The 23,710-nt window shown below is 68.1% G+C and carries 26 protein-coding genes; 14 read left to right on the forward strand and 12 right to left on the reverse strand.

Features of this window, described 5'->3' with window-relative positions:
- Nucleotides 1-107: 107 nt before the first annotated feature.
- From ACZ5VQ_RS21285 to ACZ5VQ_RS21300, 4 genes are all read right to left on the reverse strand, one after another.
- Nucleotides 108-1,184 carry a hypothetical protein gene (locus tag ACZ5VQ_RS21285; protein ID WP_469106260.1) on the reverse strand — a complete coding sequence of 359 codons (1,077 nt, stop codon included), beginning with the start codon at nucleotides 1,182-1,184 and terminating at the stop codon, nucleotides 108-110.
- Entirely contained in the window at nucleotides 1,181-1,852 is a 672-nt protein-coding gene (locus ACZ5VQ_RS21290; protein ID WP_469106261.1) for a hypothetical protein, read from the reverse strand. The genes ACZ5VQ_RS21285 and ACZ5VQ_RS21290 overlap by 4 nt, the downstream gene beginning before the upstream one ends.
- A gap of 226 nt (nucleotides 1,853-2,078) precedes the next feature.
- Nucleotides 2,079-2,444 carry a hypothetical protein gene (locus tag ACZ5VQ_RS21295; protein ID WP_469106262.1) on the reverse strand — a complete coding sequence of 122 codons (366 nt, stop codon included), beginning with the start codon at nucleotides 2,442-2,444 and terminating at the stop codon, nucleotides 2,079-2,081.
- Nucleotides 2,441-2,677 carry a hypothetical protein gene (locus tag ACZ5VQ_RS21300; RefSeq protein WP_469106263.1) on the reverse strand — a complete coding sequence of 79 codons (237 nt, stop codon included), beginning with the start codon at nucleotides 2,675-2,677 and terminating at the stop codon, nucleotides 2,441-2,443. Before ACZ5VQ_RS21300 ends, ACZ5VQ_RS21295 begins: the two co-directional genes overlap by 4 nt.
- Nucleotides 2,678-2,865: 188 nt before the next feature.
- Here ACZ5VQ_RS21300 and ACZ5VQ_RS21305 point away from each other — a divergent pair, with 188 nt between their 5' ends.
- The gene (locus ACZ5VQ_RS21305) at nucleotides 2,866-3,156 is read left to right on the forward strand and encodes a GntR family transcriptional regulator (RefSeq protein WP_469106264.1); all 291 of its coding nucleotides are present in this window, start codon (nucleotides 2,866-2,868) and stop codon (nucleotides 3,154-3,156) included.
- Between the two features lie 102 nt (nucleotides 3,157-3,258).
- On the opposite strand, the gene ACZ5VQ_RS21310 is transcribed toward ACZ5VQ_RS21305, so the two are convergent.
- Nucleotides 3,259-4,275 (reverse strand): hypothetical protein, encoded by a 1,017-nt coding sequence (locus ACZ5VQ_RS21310; RefSeq protein ID WP_469106265.1) that lies wholly within the window; start codon nucleotides 4,273-4,275, stop codon nucleotides 3,259-3,261.
- Nucleotides 4,276-4,295: 20 nt separating this feature from the next.
- Nucleotides 4,296-4,949 (reverse strand): hypothetical protein, encoded by a 654-nt coding sequence (locus ACZ5VQ_RS21315; protein WP_362073812.1) that lies wholly within the window; start codon nucleotides 4,947-4,949, stop codon nucleotides 4,296-4,298.
- 162 nt (nucleotides 4,950-5,111) lie between these two features.
- On the opposite strand from ACZ5VQ_RS21315, the gene ACZ5VQ_RS21320 reads away from it, so the two are divergent.
- The 4 genes from ACZ5VQ_RS21320 to ACZ5VQ_RS21335 all read left to right on the forward strand — a co-directional run bounded on the left by ACZ5VQ_RS21320 (nucleotide 5,112) and on the right by ACZ5VQ_RS21335 (nucleotide 11,595).
- Nucleotides 5,112-5,717 carry a hypothetical protein gene (locus ACZ5VQ_RS21320; protein ID WP_469106266.1) on the forward strand — a complete coding sequence of 202 codons (606 nt, stop codon included), beginning with the start codon at nucleotides 5,112-5,114 and terminating at the stop codon, nucleotides 5,715-5,717.
- Nucleotides 5,718-5,772: 55 nt separating this feature from the next.
- Nucleotides 5,773-6,420: a hypothetical protein gene (locus ACZ5VQ_RS21325; RefSeq protein ID WP_306939383.1), complete on the forward strand. Its 648-nt coding sequence runs from the start codon at nucleotides 5,773-5,775 to the stop codon at nucleotides 6,418-6,420.
- Nucleotides 6,421-6,563: 143 nt separating this feature from the next.
- Nucleotides 6,564-11,096, forward strand: coding sequence for a DUF6531 domain-containing protein (locus ACZ5VQ_RS21330; protein WP_469106267.1), 4,533 nt, complete (start codon nucleotides 6,564-6,566; stop codon nucleotides 11,094-11,096).
- Entirely contained in the window at nucleotides 11,068-11,595 is a 528-nt protein-coding gene (locus ACZ5VQ_RS21335) for a hypothetical protein (RefSeq protein WP_469106268.1), read from the forward strand. The genes ACZ5VQ_RS21330 and ACZ5VQ_RS21335 overlap by 29 nt, the downstream gene beginning before the upstream one ends.
- 37 nt (nucleotides 11,596-11,632) lie before the next feature.
- Here ACZ5VQ_RS21335 and ACZ5VQ_RS21340 read toward each other — a convergent pair whose 3' ends face one another.
- Together ACZ5VQ_RS21340 and ACZ5VQ_RS21345 are read right to left on the reverse strand one after the other, a co-directional pair.
- Complete coding sequence (locus ACZ5VQ_RS21340; RefSeq protein ID WP_469106269.1) at nucleotides 11,633-12,505, reverse strand: hypothetical protein; 873 nt, start codon at nucleotides 12,503-12,505, stop codon at nucleotides 11,633-11,635.
- Nucleotides 12,506-12,558: 53 nt separating this feature from the next.
- On the reverse strand, nucleotides 12,559-13,167 hold the full coding sequence (locus ACZ5VQ_RS21345; protein ID WP_469106270.1) for a hypothetical protein: 609 nt from the start codon (nucleotides 13,165-13,167) through the stop codon (nucleotides 12,559-12,561).
- A 417-nt stretch (nucleotides 13,168-13,584) separates the two neighbouring features.
- Here ACZ5VQ_RS21345 and ACZ5VQ_RS21350 point away from each other — a divergent pair, with 417 nt between their 5' ends.
- The 9 genes from ACZ5VQ_RS21350 (at nucleotide 13,585) to ACZ5VQ_RS21390 (ending at nucleotide 20,284) form a co-directional block, all read left to right on the forward strand.
- A complete protein-coding gene (locus tag ACZ5VQ_RS21350; protein ID WP_454349565.1) occupies nucleotides 13,585-14,304 on the forward strand; it encodes a hypothetical protein in 720 nt (239 codons plus the stop codon).
- Nucleotides 14,305-14,327: 23 nt separating this feature from the next.
- Nucleotides 14,328-15,182 (forward strand): hypothetical protein, encoded by an 855-nt coding sequence (locus ACZ5VQ_RS21355; RefSeq protein WP_469106271.1) that lies wholly within the window; start codon nucleotides 14,328-14,330, stop codon nucleotides 15,180-15,182.
- A gap of 40 nt (nucleotides 15,183-15,222) precedes the next feature.
- Entirely contained in the window at nucleotides 15,223-16,536 is a 1,314-nt protein-coding gene (locus ACZ5VQ_RS21360; protein WP_143643498.1) for a CpaF family protein, read from the forward strand.
- A gap of 31 nt (nucleotides 16,537-16,567) precedes the next feature.
- Nucleotides 16,568-17,521: a type II secretion system F family protein gene (locus ACZ5VQ_RS21365; RefSeq protein WP_469106432.1), complete on the forward strand. Its 954-nt coding sequence runs from the start codon at nucleotides 16,568-16,570 to the stop codon at nucleotides 17,519-17,521.
- Nucleotides 17,518-18,447, forward strand: coding sequence for a type II secretion system F family protein (locus tag ACZ5VQ_RS21370; protein WP_469106272.1), 930 nt, complete (start codon nucleotides 17,518-17,520; stop codon nucleotides 18,445-18,447). The genes ACZ5VQ_RS21365 and ACZ5VQ_RS21370 overlap by 4 nt, the downstream gene beginning before the upstream one ends.
- A 91-nt stretch (nucleotides 18,448-18,538) precedes the next feature.
- Nucleotides 18,539-18,790: a hypothetical protein gene (locus ACZ5VQ_RS21375; RefSeq protein ID WP_055610899.1), complete on the forward strand. Its 252-nt coding sequence runs from the start codon at nucleotides 18,539-18,541 to the stop codon at nucleotides 18,788-18,790.
- A 122-nt stretch (nucleotides 18,791-18,912) separates the two neighbouring features.
- The gene (locus ACZ5VQ_RS21380; RefSeq protein ID WP_260695784.1) at nucleotides 18,913-19,293 is read left to right on the forward strand and encodes a TadE family protein; all 381 of its coding nucleotides are present in this window, start codon (nucleotides 18,913-18,915) and stop codon (nucleotides 19,291-19,293) included.
- A complete protein-coding gene (locus ACZ5VQ_RS21385; protein WP_469106273.1) occupies nucleotides 19,293-19,820 on the forward strand; it encodes a TadE/TadG family type IV pilus assembly protein in 528 nt (175 codons plus the stop codon). Before ACZ5VQ_RS21380 ends, ACZ5VQ_RS21385 begins: the two co-directional genes overlap by 1 nt.
- On the forward strand, nucleotides 19,817-20,284 hold the full coding sequence (locus tag ACZ5VQ_RS21390) for a TadE/TadG family type IV pilus assembly protein (RefSeq protein ID WP_469106274.1): 468 nt from the start codon (nucleotides 19,817-19,819) through the stop codon (nucleotides 20,282-20,284). Before ACZ5VQ_RS21385 ends, ACZ5VQ_RS21390 begins: the two co-directional genes overlap by 4 nt.
- Nucleotides 20,285-20,321: 37 nt before the next feature.
- Here ACZ5VQ_RS21390 and ACZ5VQ_RS21395 read toward each other — a convergent pair whose 3' ends face one another.
- From ACZ5VQ_RS21395 to ACZ5VQ_RS21410, 4 genes are all read right to left on the reverse strand, one after another.
- Entirely contained in the window at nucleotides 20,322-20,648 is a 327-nt protein-coding gene (locus ACZ5VQ_RS21395; RefSeq protein WP_469106275.1) for a hypothetical protein, read from the reverse strand.
- A 129-nt stretch (nucleotides 20,649-20,777) separates the two neighbouring features.
- Nucleotides 20,778-21,797: a DUF8094 domain-containing protein gene (locus ACZ5VQ_RS21400; RefSeq protein ID WP_469106276.1), complete on the reverse strand. Its 1,020-nt coding sequence runs from the start codon at nucleotides 21,795-21,797 to the stop codon at nucleotides 20,778-20,780.
- A gap of 108 nt (nucleotides 21,798-21,905) precedes the next feature.
- A complete protein-coding gene (locus ACZ5VQ_RS21405) occupies nucleotides 21,906-22,976 on the reverse strand; it encodes a hypothetical protein (RefSeq protein WP_469106277.1) in 1,071 nt (356 codons plus the stop codon).
- Nucleotides 22,976-23,608 carry a hypothetical protein gene (locus ACZ5VQ_RS21410; RefSeq protein ID WP_469106278.1) on the reverse strand — a complete coding sequence of 211 codons (633 nt, stop codon included), beginning with the start codon at nucleotides 23,606-23,608 and terminating at the stop codon, nucleotides 22,976-22,978. The genes ACZ5VQ_RS21405 and ACZ5VQ_RS21410 overlap by 1 nt, the downstream gene beginning before the upstream one ends.
- Nucleotides 23,609-23,710: the final 102 nt, after the last annotated feature.

Raw genomic sequence — 23,710 nt, forward strand, 5'->3', positions numbered from 1 at the left:
TTCCCTGAGTGGTTGGTCAGTGGGGGGAGGGAGGGGGAGACCAGTGGTCGGTGCGAGTCGCGGCCGGCTCCGTGGGGTTTGAACCGGCCGCGTACCCCTTGCTCCGCTCAGCGGTTGACGGCCTGGGCTTCCTGGACGGTGATGTCCTGGACGGCCTCGATCGTGCCGTCGGGCAGGGCCACCGGGCCGGCCTGGCCGGTGCCGGTCCAGCTGATCTCCCAAGTGAGGGAGGCCCTGAGCGGGAAGGTTCCGCCGTTGGAGGAGCGGTCGTAGACGATGCCGCAAGGCGGGGTTTCCCTGGCCTTGCCCTTGGCGTAGGGCTCGCCGATCCTGCCGTCGACGATGGGGCATTCGCCGTTGGCCGGGATGGTGGTGGCGTCTTCGGTTCCCGGATCGAGGGTGAGCGACTTGGGAGTGGCGGTCGTGGTCGCCTCGATGTTGAAACCGGGGACGTTGATGGCTGCCGTCGCCTGGACCTCGTCGAAGGCCGCGTCGTCGAGCCAGGCCCAGGTCGGCAGGTTCACCTTGGTGATGGCCTCCGGAGCCAGCGTGACCTCGGTGTCCGGGAGCTCCATGTGCTGGTACGCGAGGGCGGCGAGCATCTCCGGAGTGATGGCCTCTTCGTACTGGGGCGGCGGGGCCTCGCCGTTCTCGACCCAGAAGGGCAGGTCGGTGCACGATTTCCGCTTGAGGTAGTCCGGCTCGTCGGGGTTCTCGACGCCGGCCCAGAACATCCCCTCGCCGTCCTTCTCGACGTTGTAGTCCTTGTAGCCGGGGGTGTCGGTCCAGCCGAAGTCGTCCTCGTAGTGGCGCTCCATCTCGCCGATGGCCGAGCCGGCGGTGCCGCCCATGCCGGGCGTGTTCTTCGAGGTGTCGATGTCCTTGGACATCTTCTTCTTGAAGTCCTTGGCGCCGAGGTAGGGGGCGTACCAGCAGGGTGGTGGCGTCCAGTTGACGTCGGAGGAGGCCACGTTTCCGCTGCCGCCCTTGGCGACAGCTCCGGAGTACTGGATGCGGGCTGCGGCGTAGATGCCGGTTTCGTCTCCGCCGCCTTGTTGATCTGTGCTGGCTCCCTTGTCGGAACCCACCGGCTTCGCCGCGTAGGCGGATTCCGGGAGAACGAGGGCACCGAAGGCCAGTGTCAGAGCCGCGGTGCTGAGGACTGCGCGCCGCGGACTGTTCACTGGCACTTCGCCGCCTTCGTCTCGACGAACACCTTGGATGCCTGCCACAGGCCCGTGCCCGTGGGCAACTTGGTCATGATGATCTTGAAGTAGTCGAAGTCCTCAATGCTGGGCTTGGTCGTCAGGATCTTCTTGGTCTTGATTTCCTTGCCGTAGAACTTGCCCGCGTCCGCGCAGAACGCCACCTCCACCGCCTTGCCGTTGGTGGTGGACCGGGTGGTGGCGTCGTAGTGACGCAACGTGCCGGTGGCGGTCCAACCGCCGTCGATCCAGGCGTCGATCTGTGTCTTCGCGTAGTTCAGGCCGTCGCCGGTGGCGTAGGCGGCAACGGCCGCGTCCTTGGTCGTGCGCTTGTCGACGCCTCGGTAGATCGCGCGGAGGAAGTTCGCGGCGTCATCCATCGCCGCCGCCTCGTTCTCGTCCTTCGGCTTGTCCCAGTCGAAGACCAGGTCCATATCCGCGGGCAGCGACACGTCGACGCCGTCCGGCTTGTCCTCGGCCGGTGCCCCCGAGGGCTCCGCCGACTCCTTCGGCGTCTCCGCCCCCTGGTCGGAGCCCGCGATCTTGTCGTTGTCGCTGGACTTGTCGTCCCCGCTTCCGCAGGCCGTCAGCAGCAGGGCCGCGGTCGCGGCGAACGCGGCAGCAACGGGCAAAGAGCGGCGCTTCACAGTGAACTCCCCGTGAGACAAAAGTGCAGTCAAGAGCACTGACGGTATCCATGGGGCGATGGGTTTCGCTACCGCGAACTTCCCTACACGTTTGGGCGGATGGGGATGAATCGGGACAAGCGGAGGACGCTTGTGGCCTGATCGTGTCTGGGTACACAGCGGCCCGAACGCGGGGCGGCGTTCGGGCCGGGAGGGTGTGATGGGCGTCGGCTGACACCTGTCAGGATCAGGCTTCCTGAGTCGTCCCCCGCTCCCGCGTCCGGCAGCGCGGGCATCCGCACGGCGGGTACGCCGACGTTCGCGGGAGTGGGTCGCCACGGCCGGCGGTCCGGACTTCGACCTTGCCCCGATCCCCGGTCACGGCACCGTCCACGTCGACCGTGTAGACGCGAAGGGTGAGGCGGGAGCGGCGGCGGGGAGCGGGCTCCGGGAGTTCCAGTACGTCGGTCATGGGTGGGTAGAGGTCGGCGCACTCCGAGCATGCGTACACGTTGAAACCCGGCCCCGTCGCCGCGTGCACCTCGTGGACGAGTACCGGGTGGCTCGTCGTGCGGTGGCAGCGTGCGCACATCCGTACGGCGGGACGCGTCATCGGGCGGTCACCGGGACGCCGTGGATGCGGTCCGGGCCGATGTCGATGCCGAGCGTGGCGAGATAGAGGGCGCGGCGGCGTTCGCGTTGGCGGCGGTGTTCGGCGGCGCGGCCGCGGAGGACTCCGCTGAAACGGGGCGGTGGGACGAGGGTGAACCGGAGGGGCGGGATCACTCCGAGCCGGTGGCGGCCTCGGGGGTGGGGGTGCAGATGCTCAGCATCCGGGAGAGGCATCGGAGGGTAAGGTCCAGCACGTTGGCGCTCCATTTCAAGGGTTTAGCGTCGGCCATGCCCCGGGACGGTTGCCTCCGTCGCCGGGGTCTTTTGCGCATAAAGCACGTACAGGGTGCAGCTGGGAGGTGTATAGCGGTTTGCCGCGCTCCAGTGAGCCGTGGAGTTCTCTGCTGTCGTACGTTGTTCGAATGACATCAGAGTCAGGGCAGTCGCCGATCGACCCGACGAAGATTGCCTACGTCTATATGCAGATGGCGGACCACATCGCGGCCCGTATCGCTTCAGGGGAGCTGCGCCCCGGTGCGCGGCTACCGGGGGAACGGGACCTGGCCGAGGAGTACGGGGTCGCGCACCTGACCGCCCGCCGTGCCACCCGCGAACTCCGCGAACGAGGCCTCGTCGTAACGCTCCCCGCGAAGGGCACCTTCGTCGCGTATCCCGAGGTCGACGAGCCCGTAGGCAGGGGCCAGGAGCAGTAGCAGCTCAAGGAGCGGGGCGATCCTAGTTCCGACCAGATCGATGGCGGGGGCGTACCAAGCGTCTTGGTACGCCCCCGGCCGCAGTCTTCTGCGTCGCTGTCGTCAGCGGTTGACCGACTGGATCTCCTGGACGGTGATCTCCTGGTCGGCGCCAAAGGTGCCGTCGGGGAGGTCGCCGCCCGCGCCGCCGGTTCCCGTCCAGCTGATCTCCCAGGTGACGGTGGCCTGGAGCTTGAATGTTCCGTCGCCCGACGAGCGCAGGTACCTGATGCCGCACGGCGGTGTCTCGTCGGACTTGCCCTTGGCGTACGGCTCGCCGATCGAGCCGTCGTCGTTGATCACGCACTCGCCGGAGGCGGGGTAGGTCTCGGCATCCGTCGTGCCCGGCTCCAGTTTGAGAGACACCGGCTTGGCGGTGGTCGTGGCCTGGATGTTGAGGCCGCCCGCGTTGAGTTCGGCGGTGACGTCGACCTCCTTGAACGTGGCTTCGTCCAGCCAGGCCCATGTAGGAAGGTTCACTTTGGTATTCGCCTCGGGAGCGAGCGTGACCTCGGTTTCCGGGAGCTGAAGGCGGTTGTACGCGAGTTCGGCGAGGATTTGCGGGGTGACCGCGTTGGGGACGCCCGGGTCGTCACCGTTCTCGACCCAGAACGGCTGCTCGTCGCAGACCTGCGCCTCCGGCTCCATCCAGCGGTCCTCGTCACGGACGGCGACCCACCAGTTGCCCTCGTCCGCCACATCCTTGTTGTAGTCCTTGTACTCGCCGTCCTTGTACTTGTCCCTGAACTGGCCCACAGCCGTCTTGGCATAGCTGTGCTGGCCCGGATAGTTGACCGTCTCGTTGTACGTGTCCTCGACGTACTTGCCGAACTGGTCGGCCGTACGGGGCTCGTACCAGCAGGCCGGCGGGTCCCAGTCGCCAACTGGCTGTACGTTGCCCGTTTTTGCCTTGCCCCCGCCGCCTGTACTGCCGCTGAAGGTGACGAGGGAGTCGATGGCGCCGCCGCCCTGGCCGCCACTGGTCTGGGCCTTGCCGCTGCCCTGCGCGTTGTTACCGCCCTTGTCGGCGAATGCGGTGCCGGGAGTCAGTACCAACGCGGTGGCCGTCACTCCCGTCACGAACCATCCGCCCCGCAACGTCACGGAGCGCACTTCGCGTTCCCCCTCTCCGAGAGCAGACTCGTGGTCTGCCAGACGCCCTGATCGTTCTTCTGAACGCGCGTGCTGTAGGTGACGTACGAGTTCTTGGTGACGGTTGTCTTGTCGGCCTTGTCCGTCTTCCGGTCCTTGTCGTACGCCTTGCTCTCGTCGGAGCAGTAGGCAACAGCGGCCGTGTCCTTGTCCGCGATCTTGATCTCGGGGTTGAAGTAACGCGTCGTCCCTGTGATCGACTTGCCGTCCTTCTTGTAACCCTGGACCCACTCGACAGCATCGATGAGGGCGTCACCCTCGTAGTAGAACTTGATCGCCTCGGAGTCCGGCTCGCCTGCCGTGATGGACGCGTCCGTGGCGTTGATCCGCCGGGTGACGTCCGCGAGTACCGCGTCCTTTACCGCGTCGCCCGTCTTCCAGCTCTCGAAGACGTTATTGACGTCCCTGGGAAGCGTGACCTCGGGGCGCTCGACGGCATCCGATGCTTCCGCGCTCGGCGAAGCCGATTCCTTGGACGCCTGGTCGGCACCTGCGATCTTGTCGCTGTCGTCCGACTTGTCGTCCCCGCCGCCGCAAGCCGTCAGCAGTAGGGCTGCGGTCGCGGCCAACGCGGCAGCAACGGGCAAAGTGCGGCGCTTCACAGTGGACTCCCCGTGAGATATAGGTTCAGTCAAGAGCAGTGACGGTATCCGTGGGGCCAACGGTTTCGCCAGAGCGAATGTGTCCCGCTGATTCCCGTATGGGCCGGGTTCGGTGATTTGGTTGTGACGAGCGCCCCGGAAAGCCGGGCCTAGGCTGCCCGGATGTCGAAAGAGACCGCCCGCTGGCTCGCCTTCAGCCTCGCCTGTGCCCTGGGATCCGCCGGGCTCGGCTGGCTCGCACCCGTGGTGCCGTTGAAATCATGGGTCGGTGGAGCGGCCGTACTGACGGCGTGGTTCCTGCTGCCGCTGGCAACGGTGCTCGTGCCGATGCTCGGGCTGCGACGCGTTCCGCGTGCCCAGCGGAAGATGGCGTGGCAGCTCATCGTTCCGGTGGTCGCGGGCGTAGCTCTGGGTGTCGTGGCGGGGGAGGCCGGGCAGCAGTCGGCGCTCGCCGAGCGCGGACGGTGGACCACGGCCACGGTCGTGGACATAGAGGACGCCAAAACCGACCAGTGCACCCTGCGGCGGCGGGCGGACGGCACAAGGATCTCGCCGACGCTCTCCGAGGGCGATGGCTGCCGCTCGGCCTCGAAGGGCGACATCCTGCGCGTCCGGTACGACCCCGAAGGCGTCGCCGGCCCGGTGACCGACGCCGAGTCCGACTCGTACGGAGGATTCATCGCCGCCCTCGTCCTCGCCGCCGTGGCGATGGGCGCCTGGGGGAGTGTACGAATGAGCCGCTGGGACCTCGCGTACGCCGCCTCGTAGGCTTACGCGCACATCAGTACTGCAGTTTGTTTCGGAACCGGGGGAGACCAACCACATGGCCCGCTACATGGAGACGCTCACGATCGAGCGCGGCGGCTTCCTGATCAAGGTTCCGGAGTCGTGGTGGGAGTTCGACGTGCGGCCCGAGTCGCGGGACGACTCGATCCGGCGGATGGTGGCCGAACGGGTGCGGCAGCAGCCTGAGTTGGCCAAGTACCAGGACACGTACACCGCATTCCTCCGGAAGGCCGCGGCGGACGCCTGGAAGTCGGGCGCGCTGTACTGCGGCTGCATGGCCGAGAGTTTCGGCGGCGACACCCCCATCACCGGCTCGATCACCGTCTCGCTCGTCGGCGGGCGTACGCAGGCCGGCGAGCCCCTCTCCACCGACCCGCAGGTCATCGCGAGCCAGCTCGCCGTGCGCGAGGCCAAGAAGGAGGGCGACGCGTGGCGGAAGGTCACGACGGTCGACATCCCGGGCGTCGGCACGGCCGCGCGGACGTACGGCATCGAGGACATCCCCGTACCCGACGACGCCCTCAAGCGCACCATTCGCGCCGTGCTCATGCAAACGTTCATCCCCGTCCCGGGGCAGGAGGGCAAGGTCGCCCTCGTCGCGGGCAGCAGCCAGGTGCTCGACCTCGCCGACTCGTTCTTCGACATCTTCGACGCGATCACGTCGACGTTCCGCTTCGCGGAGTAGCCGGCGGACCACGGCGGCGGAGGGCCGTCGTGACCGTGAGGTAGCCCCGCCGCCATCGTGACCTTTTCATCGAACGCCCGTACCCAGTAACTTCACTTGTGCGTATGTGTGGTTGACGGGGTTGGCGTGACGGGGGTTGCGGCGTGGCGGGGTATCGGCCGACGGACTGGCATGTGCTGGATCTGGAGAAGGATCCGACGCCGGGGGATCCGGTCCGGGTGAAGTCGTTGGCGAAGAGCCTGCACGACTTCGCGGATGACGTGCAGGACGCCCTGCGCCTGGTGAAGGGGATGGCGGACGAGGATGCCGTCCTGACGATGGTGGGCAAGACCGCCGATGTGTTCCGGGACGAGTTCTCCGGTGTCCCGAAGAATCTCAAGAAGCTGAAGAAGTCGTACGACCTGGCGGGGGACGCGCTGGCCGCGTACTGGCCCGAACTCGAACGCGCCCAGGCTCTCGCCGACAAGGCGCTGGCCCAGGGGCGGGAGGCGCAGGCGGACCTCTCCTCCGCCAAGTCCCGTCTCTCCTCGGCCGATTCGTGGGTCACCCGGGCGAACAAGGAGGCGGACAAGTACAAGGACGACCCGGGGTCGGCGGGCAAGGACGTCCCCAAGCCGGACGAGTCCAAGGTCCGCGCCGCCACCCGCGACGCCCAGAGCGCCAAGGACGCCCACACCTCCGCCCAGTCCGACGTCACCACCGCGCAGAACGCGCTCGATGCGGCGAAGAAGATGGCCGGGGACGCGCGGAAGATGCGCGAGGACGCGGCCGGCGACGCCAAGCGGAAGCTGGACGAAGCCTCCGACGCGGGCATTCAGAACCGTAAGTGGTACCAGGAGGTCGGGGACTGGTTCACCGACAACTGGGACACCATCGTCGCCGTCTGCAAGGTCGTCGTGGCCGTCCTCGGTGTCATCGCCCTGATTATTGGCGGGCCGATCCTCGGCGCGATCGTCCTCATCGCCGCCCTCGTGGTCCTGGCCGACACCCTCAACAAATATATGAAGGGCCAGGCATCCCTGTTGGATGTGGCCTTTGCCGCGCTGGACTGTATACCCGGGATGAAAGGCCTGACGACTCTCGGCGGCCTCGCCAAGGGGCTCAAAGGGCTCGGCAAGCTAGGCCTGAAAGGTATGGCGAAAGGCCTCGGGAAAGGGCTGCGCCGCGGAGGTGATGACGCGCTCGCCAAGAGCAAGCCCACGAAGGGGCGTTGCAAGGGTGGCGACCCGATCGACATGGTCTCCGGCGAGATGCTCATGGAGCAGACCGATGTGGTGCTGCCCGGGCTGCTCCCGCTGGTTCTGCGTCGTACGCATCTGTCGACGTACCGGTGGGGCCGCTGGTTCGGCCCGTCCTGGGCCTCCACGCTCGACGAGCGCCTGGAACTCGATGCCGAGGGAGCGCTGTTCGCCACCGAAGACGGCATGATCCTGGTCTATCCCGTGCCGTCGCCCGGCACTTCGGTGCTGCCTGTCGAGGGGCCTCGGTGGCCGCTGGACTGGGACGGGGCGCCCGGCGCCCCCATCCGCATCACCGATCCGCAGACGGGCCACGTTCGGCACTTCGCCCCGGTCGGCAGATCCGCGCCCATGGATGAGGCGTTCACCCTGCCGCTGGCCGCGATATCCGACCGCAACGGCCACCGCATCGAGTTCGACCGGGCCGATGACGGCACGCCCGTGGCCGTTCGGCACACCGGTGGCTATCACGTCGACGTCGACGTCGAGAACGACCGGATCTCCCGTCTGCGGCTGCGCAACCCGGAGGACGGCCCGGACGGCACCACCCTGCTGCGCTACGCGTACAGCGACGGCGATCTGACCGAGATTCACAACTCCTCCGGCCTGCCCCTCCGGCTGACGTATGACGACCACGCGCGCATCACGTCCTGGACCGACCGCAACAACTCCTGGTACCGCTTCACCTACGACGGCCAGGACCGTTGCGTACGCGGCGAGGGCATCGACGGCATCCTCGACTGCACCATCGAGTACGACACCGAGCGCCGGGAAACGCGTTACACCAACTCGCTCGGGCACACGACCACACACTCCTACAACGAACTCCTCCAGCGCACGGTCGTCACCGACCAGCTCGGCAACACCACCCGCAGCGAATGGGACAGGCACAACCGCCTTCTCGCCAGCACGGATCCGCTGGAGAACGTCACGCGTTTCGCCTACGACGACGTGGGCAATCCGACCGCGATCCACCACCCCGACGGCACGATCGAAACCGCCGAGTACAACGAGTGGCACCAGCCGACCGTGGTCGTCGACGCCGACGGGGCGATCTGGCGGCACGACTACGACACGCGGGGCAATCGGATCGCCACGACCAACCCCGCCGGATTCACGACCAGTTACACCTACGACGACCAGGGCCACCCCTCCGAGGTCGTCGACCCGCTGGGCCGCACTCGGCGTTTCGTAACCGACTCGGCGGGCCTGGTGGTCGCCGCCGCTGACCCGCTCGGCAACTCCGCCCGCATCGAGCGGGACGCGTTCGGGCGGCCCAGGACGGTAGAGGACGTCCTGGGCCGTGCGATCCGCATGGGATGGTCCGCCGAGGGCAAGCTGCTCTGGCGCACGACACACGACGGCCGACGTGAGCGGTGGACGTGGGACGGCGAGGGAAACCTCGTGGACCACACGGATGTCGCGGGGCGTGCCACCCGCTTCGCGACCGGCCCTTTCGACCTGCCGCGTGCACGGACCGGGCTCGACGGAAGGGCGTACTCCTTCACGTACGACACCGAGAGGCGTCTGAGCCGGGTCACCAACCCACAGGGGCTCTCCTGGTCCTACGCGTACGACGGGGCCGGCCGTCTCGTGTCCGAGACCGACTTCAACGGCCGGTCGATCACGTACTCCCACGATGCCGCGGGGAACCTCACCTCACGAACCAACGCGGGCAGCGAGACCGTCCGGTTCACCCGCGACGCCATGGGACGGACCACGTCCCTGGAGACCGCCGACGAGACGACGACGTACGCGTACGACGCTGTCGGCCGGCTGATTCACTCGGTCGTCCATTCGGCCGACGAGGATGCCGAACTCCGTGTCGACCGGGATGCGTTGGGCCGCATCGTCGCGGAGAGCGTGAACGGACGCAGCACGGCGTACGCGTACGACGCGATCAGCCGACGCGTGTCCCGGACAACGCCGAGCGGGCACGTTTCCACGTGGTCCTACGACGACGCCGACCTGCCGGTGTCCCTGGAGACGGCGGGGCGGACGCTCACCTTCAGCCACGACGTCCTCGGCCGTGAGACCGGCAGGCGCCTTGGTGACGCGTTCGCCCTCACCCAGACATGGGACTCGGTCGATCGGCTCATCGGCCAGACCGTCGAGGCACACCCGGACAGTGTGACGGAGCTCCTTCAGGAACGCGTCTTCACGTACGAGGTGGACGGACGCCTGGCCGGGATCACCGACCGGTCGGCCGGAGCGCGACGCTTCGACTCCGAGCCCGACGGACGCATCACCGCCGTCGTCGCCCATGACTGGACCGAGCGATACGCCTACGACGGAGCAGGGAACGTCACCCACGCCGAGACACCGGGCGACGGTGCGGCGGAAGGGGCCCGGGAGTTCACCGGCACGCTCGTCCGGCGCGCCGGACGCACCGTCTACGAGCACGACGCTCAGGGCCGACTCGTCCGCAAGACGCGCCGTCTGCTCAACGGCCAGTCGCGCACGTGGACATACACCTGGAACACCGAAGACCGGCTGATCGGGACGGTCACGCCGGACGGACACCGGTGGAGTTACCTCTACGACCCCATCGGCCGCAGAATCGCCAAGCGGCGCGTGGCCGAGGGCGGCGAAACGCTCCAGGAGATCAGGTTCAACTGGGACGGCACCCGGCTCGCCGAACAGGTCGACGACACTGGCCGGGTCCAGACCTGGGACTACACGCCGGGGAGCCACCGACCGATCGCCCAGACGGTCGAGGACGGCGACACCGACACCCGCTTCTACGCCATCGTCGCGGACCTCGTGGGTGCTCCCACCGAACTCGTCGACGAGGACGGTGACGTCGCCTGGCGGCGGCTCGCCACGGTCTGGGGCTCCGGCGTCCGGGGCGACCCGGCCCCTGCGGAGCCCGGCGCCGTCGACTGCCCACTGCGGTTCCCCGGCCAGTACGCCGATCCTGAGACCGGCCACTACTACAACTACCACCGGCATTACGACCCCGAGACAGCCCGCTACATATCGCCGGACCCGCTCGGTCTTGAAGCGGCACCGAACCATCACGGGTATGTGGCCACACCCCAGCAGACCTCCGACCCGTTGGGCCTGGCTCCGGACGATTGTGTTCCAGAGGGGATGGATCCGGAGTTCCCGACCATTCGGCTGGAGAATTACCGGGGACGGTTCCAGGCAGCGCTGCACCGCGATGGCCGACAGCGACTGCCCGCTGACTGGGACGCGCATCACGCGATACCCCAGGAGTATCGTGGGCACCCCGATTTCGCAGACTTCGACTTCGACCACCCGTCGAACATGCGGGGAATTCTTGGTAGCAGGTCGGGGGGACGTGCAACCAATCACCATCAGGACATAACCAACCACTGGGCAGACTTCCGGACCGCGAACCCGAACGCGTCGCGGGCCGAGATCGAGAGTTTCGCCCGGACGATCGATGAGGGATTCCGTGACTATTACTGGTGAGTGGATCGGCGAATGGGCCGGGCGTATGGACGCGCTCGCTTCGACCTTCATGGAGCAGTTCACGTCCAAGTTCGGCTACCCGCCGGACGAGAACTACGTGGTTCGTGCCTCGACTTCTGGATCCGAGGAAATCACGGGCGTCGGTGGCGTGCCCGAGGATCTGGTCACGTTCTACCGATACGTGGAGCGGGTCAGCCTTCCGGACGTGGGCTCGGGGTTCTTCGTCCACCCGGAAGCCCAGACGGTGGCCGGGTTGCGCGGGGACCTGCCGACGCGGATCGTCGGCTCACGCGAGGACTCCGTCGTGGTTTTCGGGTCCGACGGCGGAGGGGCCCTGTTCGCCCTGAGCACCACCGACGGCTCGACCGTGTACCGCCTGCCCCCTTCCCGAGTCGAAGGGGATGTCTACACAGAAGGGCCGATCCCGTGCGAGATCGCCGCTCCGGACCTGGCCGGCTGTCTGTCTCTCCTCGAACGTGAACTGCGGGCGGGGATCTAGCAGTCCGCGATGCTGGGGCCTGCTTCAGCGGTGCCGGTCAGTCCGACGTGTCAGTGATCGTGAACAAGTCCCCGGCGGTCGTGACCGTGAGCGAGCGCCTGAGCCAGGTCCGAAGGACTTCCAGATCGATGCAGTCCGTGATCCGGGCGCGTACGTCGTCCGGGACCTCGATGCCGCGCTCGTCCAGGATCACCAGGATGTCCTCGACGCGGCCTTCCGCACGCAGGCGCTGGGACGTCTCCGAACGGAAGAAGGAGAGGTCGACGGACATCAGGTGCCTCCAGATCTTGGCGGACGGCATGGTGCCGAGGCCGAGTTCGGTGAGTTCGGCGAAGATACGCGCGGTCTCTTCGTCGATGGTCTTCAGGGCGGCGGCCAGGGCTTTCAGTATGGCAGTGGCGTTGTCGTCCTTGCCATGAGTGATGGCGGAGAGCGTGGCGAGGGGGATGTCGCGGGCCGCGGTGGACGGGTCGGTGATGGCCGGGACGTTGTGCGGGCCCAGGACGAGGGGGCGGAGAGTGAGGGTGCGCCACTGTCGAGGGCCGATGGTGACCGGCTCGGCGGCCCATGTGGCGGTCGCCTTGTCCTGGCAGGTGATGAGCAGGACGGGCGGGATGCGGTACTTCGCGTAGAGGTGGGCGATATAATAGGCCCAGCTGGCGGGCTTGTCCGGATCCCTCTTGCCTTGGGCCTCGACGACCAGGAGGTGGCTCTCACCGGAGGCGGTGTCCAGTCTCAGGAGGGTGTCGACCCGTCGCTCCAGCGGTTTAATCTCGGTGAGGTCGGTGGGCATGAGGGACACCGCGACCGGGTCCGGGAACGGGAGGTCGAGGGCCCGAAAGGTCCGCGCGAAAGCGCCGGGGTCCTCCTGGAAGATGCGGTGCATCGCCTCGTGGGATGAGCTGACCATGTGGCGGACGGTAGTGGCCACAGGTCAGGGGCGGTTTGGCATATGTCTATGACTCACTCGTACGGGCGAGTCGGCGAGTCATAGACAGGCCTCAACCCAGCTTCGCGTTCTGCGCCCCGACCACCCCGGTCGCGAGCTTCACATCGCTCGGTCGCGACTCCGCGATCGCCCTGCCGTCCACCGAGAAATAGACGGCGATGACGTCGTCGCGGCGTACGGCGGCCGAGTGGAGCGTGTGTGTGGTGTCCAGGACCGTCATCGTGGACTTGAAGGCGAGGGGCTCGTCGCCCGCCTTGGTGGTCGGTTCCCGCGGTGACCGAGTCGTACGGGCTGGTGCCGCTCTTCGACTTGGCGGTGAAGCCGTCGCCGCAGGAGGCCACCGCCTTGGAGAGGCCGGCCATGGCCGACTCCGCCCCGCCGTCCTCGTAGGCGGTGAGCGTGACGTAGGTGTAGCCGCCGTTGAGGCCGTCCTTCGAGGCGACCCGCGTGAGGTCCGCCTGCGGTTCGCCGAGCGGGAGTTGGTTCATCGCGTACGCCAGCGGGGCGCACATCTTCTTGTCCAGGGTTACCTCGTCCGCGGACTTGGCGAAGACGAACTCGTCGGAGGGCTTCTCGACCTCGTAGCCGTCCTCGTGGTCGTCCACGTCGGCCTTCGTGATCACGAGCTTCGCCAGGCGCTCCGCCGGGCTGACCTCTTTGGCCTTGGAAGCCGTGGCCCCGGCCCCACCCCCGCCCCGCCCCCGTGAGCGAGTAGTGCAGACCTGATGGACGGAGCGTGACGAACGCCCGTCGGAGCAGGGCCGGATGATTCGCTGGTGCACAGCGGCAGCCCCGTATGCAGGCCCTTCCTCAACCGGGAACCGAACGCCCCGCGTTGCGCGTGGATAACGTCGGGGCGTGTGAGATTCGAGGCCATGGGCGCGCCTTGAGGGGCTTATGCGCTGCTGATACGGTGCGATGACTTGACACTCAGTCCGGCCGTGGCTATTCGACCAGGTCGGGCGGTACGCCCGGTGCGGCCGAAGTGTTCCAAGTGTCCTGAATGACGAAACCTTCTTGGGTGTACGGGGAGCGGTTGCGTGAAGATCCAGGAGCGTACGGGGGCGGGCAACAACCGTTCCGCTGCGCCGGTTCAGCCGACGATGGGGGAGCGCCTTCCCTCGCCGCCTCGCGAGCGCAAACCGGCGTTGGCCGCGCTCGCGGTCCTGCTGATCCTCGTGGGTGCGCTCGGGGCGACGATGCTGGTGCTGCGCGCCGGCGACCGCATCGAGGTCGTGAAGGTGACCAGCGACATCCAGGCCGGTCAGTCCGTCGGCGACAACGTGGAGTCGGTGCTGGTCGCGGGCGACTCCGGGGTCAACTACATCAAGTGGACCCAGGTCGACACCCTGAAGAAGCTCAAGGCCAAGTCCACGATCTACGGGGGCACCCTCGTCATCGGCGAGATGTTCGGCACCGAGAGCGCCCTCCCGGCCGGCAAGGCCATCGTCGGTCTCTCCCTCAAGGAGGGGCAGTACCCCGAGGGCATCGAGCCGGGTGACCTCGTGGCCGCCTACCAGGTCGGCAACACCAGCTCCTCGAACTCGGACGACGAGACGGGTACCGGTGCCGCGGGCAGCGGCAGCACTCCGATCGTCTCCGACGCGCGTGTCAACACCGTGCCCTCGACCAAGAGTGACGCCACCATCAGCAGCACCAACAAGCGTTACACGGTGACCGTCGACGAGAGCGATGCCGCCGCGCTGGCCCGCGCCGCCGCGGCGAACCAGGTCGCCCTCGTCAAGGTCCCCGGCAACTAGCGGCGAAGAGAGTCACACACACCATGGCCCTCATCGCCCTAGCCGCCGACAAAGGTTCCCCCGGCGTCACCACGGCGGCCGTCGCCCTAGCCGCCGTCTGGCCCCGCAGGGTGCTGCTCGCCGAGACCGACCCGGCCGGCGGCGACCTCGTGTACCGCAGTGCCGCCGCGCACGGCGGGCCGCTGAACCCGAACACCGGCATGCTGTCCATCGCCGCCACCGCCCGCCGTGGCCTCGTACCGGACCAACTCTGGGACCACGTACAGCCGTTGAGCGGTGGGCTCGAAGTGCTCGTCGGGCTCGGGAACGCCGAGCAGGCCGCCGGGCTCGCGGGGCTGTGGCCCACGCTCGGCCGGGCCTTCGCGCAGCTCGCCGACTCCCCGCACGCGCCCGCCGACGTCATCGCGGACTGCGGGCGGATCAGCGGGGACACCCCGGCCGTCGAGATGTTCTCGCAGGCGGCCCTCGTACTCCTCATCTCCCGCACCGAGCCGGAGGCCATCGCGCGCGTACGCGACCGGGCCGCCGCCCTCGGCGCCAAGCTGCACGGCGGAGCACGGGGCGCGGCCGCCCTGGGCACGCCCCTCATCGGGGTCGTCCTCATCACCGACCCGGGCGAGTCCGGCAAGCTCGTCCACCAGGTCAACGACATGCTGGTGGCCGCGCAGACCGGCGCCCGCGTCGTCGGCACGATCGCCGAAGACCCGGCCGGGGCCGACCAGTTGGCCGGCCGCAAGCGTGGCCGGCTCGACAAGTCGCTGCTCATCCGCTCGGCGCGCAAGGTGACCTCGGATCTCTACCAGCAGTTCGGCGCGGCCTGGGCCGTACCGGCGGCCGGCGGTTCGAACGGTCAGGCCACCGCCGGAGCCGGCCGATGACGGCGGGGACGTACACGCGTAGGGCAGCGGGGGGCGGGCGATGACCGCCGTCGACCACCAGCTGGTCAAGCGGTTCCGGCAGGAGGCCGGCGACCGTATCGCCGAGCAGCGCCGTCTCGACCAGGTCTCCGGCGTCACGCCGATGTCCAACGAGGACGAGCGGCACTACGCCCGCGCGGTGATAGCCCAGATACTGGAGGAGTACGCCCGTACGGAGATCAACTCCGGGCGTACGCCGCTGGACGCGGAGACCGAGGAGCAGTACGCGGCCGCCGTGCACGCCGCGCTCTTCGGAGTGGGGCGCCTGCAGCCACTGCTGGACAACCCCGAGGTCGAGAACATCGACATCAACGGGTACGACCAGGTCTTCGTCGGCTACTCGGACGGGCGGGAGGAGAAAGGCGATCCCGTCGCCGAGACCGACGAGGAGCTCATCGAGCTGATCCAGATCCTCGGCGCCTACTCCGGTCTCTCCTCCCGGCCCTTCGACTCCGCGAACCCGCAGCTCGACCTGCGGCTGCCGGACGGGTCCCGGCTCTCCGCCGTCATGGACGTGACCCGGCGCCCGGCGCTCTCCATCCGTCGTGCGCGCATGGGCAAGGTCTTCATGTCCGACCTCGTGGGCAACGGCACGCTCACCCCCGACATCGGGCACTTCCTCGCCTGTGCCGTCCGGGCGCGCAAGAACATCATGATCGCGGGCGCGACGAACGCCGGTAAGACCACCCTCCTGAGGGCCCTGGCGAACGAGATCCCGCCGCACGAGCGCCTCATCACCGTCGAGCGAGCCCTGGAGCTCGGCCTCGACCAGTTCGCCGATCTGCACCCGAACGTCGTGGCGTTCGAGGAGCGGCTGCCCAACTCCGAGGGCCAGGGCACCATTTCGATGGCGGAGCTGGTCCGGCGGTCGCTGCGTATGAACCCCTCGCGCGTCATCGTCGGTGAGGTCCTCGGCGACGAGATCGTGACCATGCTGAACGCGATGTCGCAGGGCAACGACGGCTCGCTGTCCACGATCCACGCCAACAGCTCCAGCGAGGTCTTCAACCGTATTTCCACGTACGCGCTCCAGGCCACCGAGCGGCTGCCCATCGAGGCCAGCCAGATGCTCGTCGCGGGCGCGGTGAACTTCGTCGTCTTCGTCCAGCGGCGCAACAACTACCAGACGGGCGGCCGACTCCAGCGCATGGTCACCTCCATCCGCGAGGTCAACGGCGTCGACGGACGCGTCCTGTCCAGCGAGGTGTTCGCCGAGGCGGCGGACGGCCGGATCGTGCCGCACGCGCCCCTCGCCTGTCTCGAAGACCTGATCCAGCACGGCTATCGCCTGCCCGGCGGCGGGAACTGGGGGTGAGCTGACCATGAACCTCGACGGACTCGGCTCCATGGGCGGGCTGTTCTCCACCACGGTCCTGTACGCGCTCGGCTGCGGCATCGCCGTCGGCGGCGGTCTCGCGCTGTTCGCCGTCGCGGTCCGCGGACTGCCCGCCAAGCCCGAGCACGAGAAGCAGAAGGCGAGCGAACGGGCCTCCGAGCTCGTACGGTTCGCCGGGCAGCGCGGTTCGATCGCGGCCGGCGCCGGAATCGTCGTGCTGCTGCTCACGCGGTGGGCCGTCGCCGGAATCGCCACCGCCATCCTCGTCTTCTTCTGGGACAAGCTCTTCGGCGGCGCCTCCGAGGAGAAGTCCGCCATGCGCCGCGTGGAGGCCCTCGCCTCCTGGACCGAGTCGCTGCGCGACACCATCGCGGGCGCGGTCGGCCTGGAGCAGGCCATCCCCGCCTCCGCACGTGCCGCGGCACCGGTCCTGCGCCCGCACCTCGACGCCCTCGTCGACCGCCTCCGCTCCCGTACGCCGCTGCCGGAAGCCCTGCAGCAGCTCGCCGACGAGATCGACGACGCGTCCGCCGACATCATCGTGGCCGCCCTGATCCTCAACGCGCGGCTGCGCGGCCCGGGTCTGCGGCAGGTCCTGGGCGCGCTGGCCAAGTCGGCGCGCGAAGAGGTCGACATGAGGCAGAGGGTCATGGCGCAGCGCGCTTCGACCCGTCGCTCCGTACAGATCGTCGTCGCGGTGTCGGTCGCCTTCGTCCTCGGGCTGTCGATCTTCAACCGCGAATTCGTCGAGCCGTACGGCACGGCGGTCGGCCAGCTCGTACTCGCCTGTGTCTGCGGCCTGTTCGCGCTCGGCTTCGTATGGCTGCGCAAGCTGTCGACCATCGAGACGCCGGAACGCTTCCTGGTACGGGACGAGTCGTCCGTCCAGTTCGTCCGGCCCCGTACGTCGTCGCCGACGCCGTCCCAGCCCCAGTCGTTGCCGGAGGAGGGGGTACGCCGATGAACTCGTCCCTGACCATGCCCGTCGTGGTCGGCGCCGTCCTGGGCCTGGGCATCTACGCCCTCGTACGCGCCCTGATGCCGTCCAAGCGCAGCGCGGTCTCGCAGGTCGCGCGCATCGACGCCATGCGGGCGCGGGGAGCTGCGTACGAGTCCTCGCACCGCACCACCTCCGACAAGGGGCGGCTCGGCGGCGTACGGACCGGAGTCGGCGCGCGCGTCTCCGAGTTCTACATGCAGCAGGGCTGGGAACTGCGGTCGCTGCGGGCCGACCTGGCCGTGCTGGACCGGAGTTGGGAGAACTTCCTCGCGACGAAGGTGCTGCTGGCGGCCGCCGGGCTGTTCTTCGGCCCGTTCATGTTCGCCGTGGTCTGGACGCTCGGCTTCGGCAGCAGCCCCGTCATCCCGGTCTGGCTCGCGCTGATGTTCGCGACCCTCTTCTTCTTCCTGCCGGACCTGGAAGTACGCAGGGACGCGGCGGAGAAGCGGCGTGACCTGCGCCGCGTGATCGGCGCGTATCTGGACCTCGTGTCGATGAGCCTGGCGGGCGGCCGGGGTCTCCCGGAGGCCCTGATGGCCGCCGCCGAGGTCTCCGACGGCTGGGCCACGCAGCGCATCCGTAATGCGCTCGCGGACGCCCGGATCACCGGCATCAGCCAGTGGCAGGCGCTCGGCTCGCTGGGCGAGGACCTGGGGGTCGAGGAACTCAAGGACCTGTCGGCGTCGTTGGCGCTGGTCGCGGACGACGGCGCGAAGGTGCGCGAGTCGCTCGCCTCCCGCGCCGAGACGATGCGGCACCGCGAACTCGCCGAGATCGAGGGCAGCGCGGGCGAGAAGTCGCAGTCGATGCTCGTCGCGCAGCTGCTGCTCTGCGCGGGCTTCCTCGTCTTCCTGATCTTCCCGGCGGCGATGCGTGTGTTCCAGGTCTGACAGGTCTGACTCCGGTACCGACAACTGCACCAACTGCATCCCCGAACTGCTCTGAAATGACTCGAGAACTGTCTTGAGAGGACAACTCACCATGAACGGACGGAACTTCAGCACCGGGATCCCGGGGGTGGACTTCCTGATCACCTTCCTCCAGGGCCGGGTGCAGCGCGCCCGCTCCGGCGAGCTCGACCGTGGTGCGTCCGCGGTGGAGTGGGTCATCATCTCGGCGGTCGTCGTGGCGATCGTCGGCGTGGTCGCCGCGATCATCAACGCCGCGCTGAGCGACGGCGCCAACAAGGTCGGCGACTGCATCAAGGGCGCGGACGCGGGCAGCACCTGCTGATTCCGCCTTCCGACTCTCGCCCCTCTCATATCTCTCATATCTCTCATACGGGGTAACTGGTGAGCGTACGACGCTGGGTACGCCGCCGGGTGGAGGCCGCCTCCGCCCGCGGCGACTCCGGCATGACCGCGATCGAGTTCGTGCTGCTCACGCCCGTGCTCTTCTTCATGATCTTCGCCACCGTGCAGTTCGCGCTGTACTTCTTCGCCGACCACGTGGCCCAGGCGGCGGCCCAGGCCGGCGCCCGCAAGGCCCGCGCGACGGCCGACGAACAGCCGGGCGCGTGGCGGGGCGAGGCACGGGACGTCGTCGACAGCTACATCGCGCAGCTGGGGCCGCAGTTGGTGCTCTCCCCGAACGTGGAGATGCTCCAGCCGGAGCAGAACACGGTGGGTGTGGAGATCACGGCGAAGGTGCCGTCGGTGTTTCCGGGGCTGGACATGACGGTGCACGCGCAGTCCTCGGGACCGGTGGAGCGGTTCGTGCAGGAGGAGGGCAACTGATGCGTGCGCTTCCTGCCCGAGTGCGCTCGGCGGCACGGGCTTTCGTGGGGGACTCCGGTGGGGGCTTTGCACGAGACTCCGTACGGGGCTTTGTACGGCGGCGGGCTCGTGTCGCCGCCGCGGCCGCCGCGGGTGCCCGCGACCGGGGGCTGTCCACCATCGAAGTGGTCATCCTGGCCCCGGTGATGATCCTCTTCATCCTGGTCCTCGTGGCCTTCGGGCAGCTGGTGGACGGGCGCGGTGCGATCGACGGCGCCGCGCGGGACGCGGCCCGGGCCGGCTCGATCCAGAAGAACCACGCCATCGCCATGTCCGAGGCACGCAAGGCGGCCGCCGCGGACCTCGGCGACGTCTGCTCGGGCCCCGTGACCGTCAACCAGACCAGCGCGGGGTTCGAGCCCGACAGCATCTTCACGGTCGAGGTGAGCTGTGAGGTGCGGGGCCTGGCGATGCTCGGCCTCGACGTCCCCACGACGCTGACCGCGAGCTTCAGTTCGCCGATCGACCCGCTGCGGAGGGCCGCGTGAACATCCCTCCCGCCGTACGCGACTGGGTCTCCGCCCGCCGCACACGGCTCGACGACCGGGGCTCCGGCGCCGGAGCGGTCATCATCTTCGCCCTGGTGTTCCTGTCCCTCTCGGCCTTCGTCATCGACGGCGGCCTGTCGATCTCCAAGCGGGAACGCGCCGCCGACATCGCCGAACAGGCCGCCCGGTACGCGGCCCAGGACATCGACCGCGAGGCCCTGTACGAGAACGAGGGCGGCCCCGCCCCCATCCTCTTCGAGAACTGCGGCGCCCGGGTCAAGGCCTTCGCCCAGGAGATGGGCATGAACGGCGCGGACATCGCCGCCACCCACTGCGTTGCCGCCAACGCCGACGAGGTCGAGGTGGAGGTCCAGCTCACGTACTCGCCGGTCTTCACGGGGATGTTCTACGGCGGGGATGTGACGGTCCGGGGACGGGCGGTGGCGGAGAACGAGGTCGGCTGACAACGAGGTCGGCTGACAACGCCCCCTGCGGGGCGGCCTACTTGCCGCCCTCGCCGCCCTTGCCGTCGGACTTCACGCCCTCGGAGACCTGCTTCGCCAGGTCGTCGTCCAGCTTCTTGAACTCCCGGACGATCGCCTCGGACATCTGGGCCAGCGCGTCGAGCTGCTGGTTGATGTCCTCGCGGCCGTCCTCCCAGTTGGACTCGAAGTCCTCCAGCTTGTCGTAGACGCCGCCGTCACCGATGTCGTCCTTGTAGGACTCGAAGAGCTTCTTGGTGTGGTTCATCCGCGACTTGATGTCACGCAGCCGGGTGCCGTAGTCCTCCAGCTCACTGAGCGGCAGCGCGAGGTCGGGCTTGCCCATGTGCGTTCCCCCTGTGGTGTCCGTGCCTCGTGATGTCTACCGAAACGAAGGTACCCGTACCCGCGTCGAAGATGCCGTACGAGATCGGCTTCGGCGGCGGTGCGGGGAGACCGCCGCCGGTCTCGTCGTCTACTTCGAGTCCGTCATCCGGTACTCGTACGCGATCACCGAGGGCTTGCCCGACTTCGGCAGGGTGGCGAGCGTCATGCCCTGGAAGGTGTCGGTGACGAGGGCGCGCTTGGCGGGGTTGTAGACGGACTCCTGCTTGTTCGGGTTGATCTCGAAGCTGCCCATGTACTGCTGCTTGAGGAGCGTCTCCTGGGTGTGGGCGGTCGGGACGACCGCGAGCACCCCGCCGTCGGCCAGCCGCAGCGCGTAGGTCGTCCCGTACGCCGGGTCCTTGGCGAAGTACTTCTTGGTCGCCCACTTGGCCAGATCGAATGTGTCGCGCTCCTTGTAGAGCTTGAGGGCGTCCTTGGCCGGGTCCGTGGTGTGGGAGATCCCGGCGCCGGCCTTCTTCCCACCGGTCTCGTACAGGTCCTCGAAGGCCGCGCTCACGTCGTTCGGCGCCAGGGCTCCGACACGGGTGGAGGGCGCCACGGCGGTGGCGAGACCGTGGTTGCCCGTGTCGATCGCCGGGATCGGTGCCTCGGAGTAGACCGCCGACGTCAGCTTCCAGGCCCCGCCCTCCTTGTCGAAGACCAGGAGGGCGGGGGTCTTCGATCCACTGGCGGTGGCCTTGACGGCGAACCAGTCCTCACCCGCGGGGAGGTAGTACGTACGGTCCTGGTAGGTGAAGGGCTTCTCGTAGTCGCTCTGGTCCGCCTTCGTCCAGGTGCCGAAGGTCTTGTAGTCGGCTTTGCTCTGCTCGTGGACCTGGCCGCCTTCGACCGTCGCCAGCAGCTTGGCGTTCCGCGTCTTGTTCGCCTTGCCGTTGACAGCCGCGTAGTTGTCGACGATCTTCGCGGCCTGCTCGCGGGTCACGGCGCCCTTGGGGGCGGTGGAGGCCGGGTCCTTCGTGCCGGCCTTCCCGTCGCCCTCGTCCGTGGTGCCGCCGCACCCGGTGAGAGCGACGGTGGAGGTCAGACCGAGCATCAGCAGAGCGATACCGGTCGTGCGTACGGCGCGTGCCGAGTGGGGGGATGCCATGGTGTGCGCGTCTCTTCTTCTGTTGTGGGTGCCGGAGAAGTTGCGGGACTCGGAGCAGGGGAACGCCTGCCGCGAAGGGAACGACTGCCGCGAAGTGGTGGCCGCGCGTCAGCGGTTGATCGACTGGATCTCCTGGACGTTCATGTCCTGGGTGGTCTCGAAGGTGCCGTCGGGCAGGTCACCGCCCGCACCGCCGTTGCCCTCCCAGGAGATCTGCCAGGTGACGGAGGCCTTGAGCGCGTACGGCTCTCCGCTGGTGGCACGCAGGTACGTGATCCCGCAGGGAGGCGTCTGCTCGGCGTCGCCCTTCTTGTACGGGGTGCCGATGGAGCCGTCGTCGTTGATCTCGCACTCACCGGAGGCGGGGTAGGTCTCGGCGTCCGCCGTACCGGGTTCGAGATGAAGACTCACCGGCTTCGCGGTGGTCTCCGCCCAGATGCCCGTGTTGGGGAGTTCGGCACGGACCTGGACGTCTTGGAACGTGCCCTTGTCCAGCCACACCCAAGTGGGCAGGTTGACCGTGGACTTGGCCTCCGGCCGCAGCTCGATCTCCGTGTCGGGGACCTCGATCTTGTCGTAGGCGTACTCGGCCAGGGTCTTGGCAGTCGGCGCGTTGGGCACGTCGGGGATCTGGCCGGCGTCCTGCCAGAACATGATGAGGCCGCAGTCCCAGGAATCCGGGTCGGAGTCGTCGGGCGCGACGCTGCGCCAGAAGTAGCCGTCCTTACCCTTGTTGTAGTTCTCGTAGCCGGGGGCGGACGTCCAGTTGTCGTCCATGTTGTCTTCCGGCTTGCCGTCCTTGTAGTGGTCGGTCCAGAGCCCCTTGCCGATCCACGACTGGTGGATACCGACGTCTCCGACGCCGTCCGACTCGTCCACGAAGCGCTCAAGGCTCTCGGGGGTGAAGACGGGCTCGTACCAGCAGGCCGGGGGCTTCCAGTTCGGGTCGACCGCCCCGAGATTGCCCTTCTTCCCGCCGCCGTCCCCGCCCTTGGGGTACGAGATCCGGATCTGTGAGTGGGTGGCGGAGGCGTAGATGTCCTTTCCGCCCGCGCCGCCGGACGACTCGCCTTCGTGTCCCGGTTCGCCGAGGGCGAGTGCAGGTGACGGCGCCAGTGCGGTTGTCAGTGCCAGCGGGACGACCAAACCCACGAGGACGTACCGAGCCGTGCGCATCATCAGCACCCTCCCGGCTTCGTCTCGACGGTCTGGGTCTTCCAGACGCCGTTCGCCTCTCTCCCCAGGCTCGTCCGGTACTGCACCTTCGGGGACTCACCCTTGGGAGTGCCGGCCTTCTCGCCGGTCTTGAGGTCCTTGCTGAAGCCCTTGCTCTCGTCGACGCAGTAGAAGAGCGTGGCGCGCTTCTTCGTCTTGCCGATGTAGGTGATCTCGGGGGCGTAGGCCTTGACTTCGCCGACGATCGTCAGGCCCTTGTAGCCCTTGACCCACGCGGAGCCGGTGCTCATCGCCCCCTGCCCGCTGTAGAAGGACATGGAGGCGGCCTCCGGGTCGCCGTCGATGATGGCGGCGTACGAAGCCCGAAGCCGTTCCTTGCCGTCGTTCAGAGCGGCCTGGAGTTCGGGATCGCTGTCCGTCCAGCCCTCGAAGTCCGCCTGGAAGCTCTTCGGCAGCTCGATGACGGGCCGGTTTGCCTTCGAAGCCGCGGACGCTGAAACCGACGGACTGCTCGACCCCTTGTCCGCCCCCTTGATGTCGTCCGACGACGAGTCGTCGCCCCCACCACAAGCGGTCAGCAGAAGCGCCGCGGTGGCGGCGAGCGCGGCAGCGGTGGTCACGGTGCGGCGGGCCACGGGTGTACTCCCCCTGTATAAGGCATGTGTGCAACAGAGAACGAAGCTACCAGGGGCACGTAGAGGGCCTCGGGGCGGTGGTGGGGGATTGTGTGGGGATCG

It is taken from the genome of Streptomyces sp. NPDC033178 (assembly GCF_055577685.1).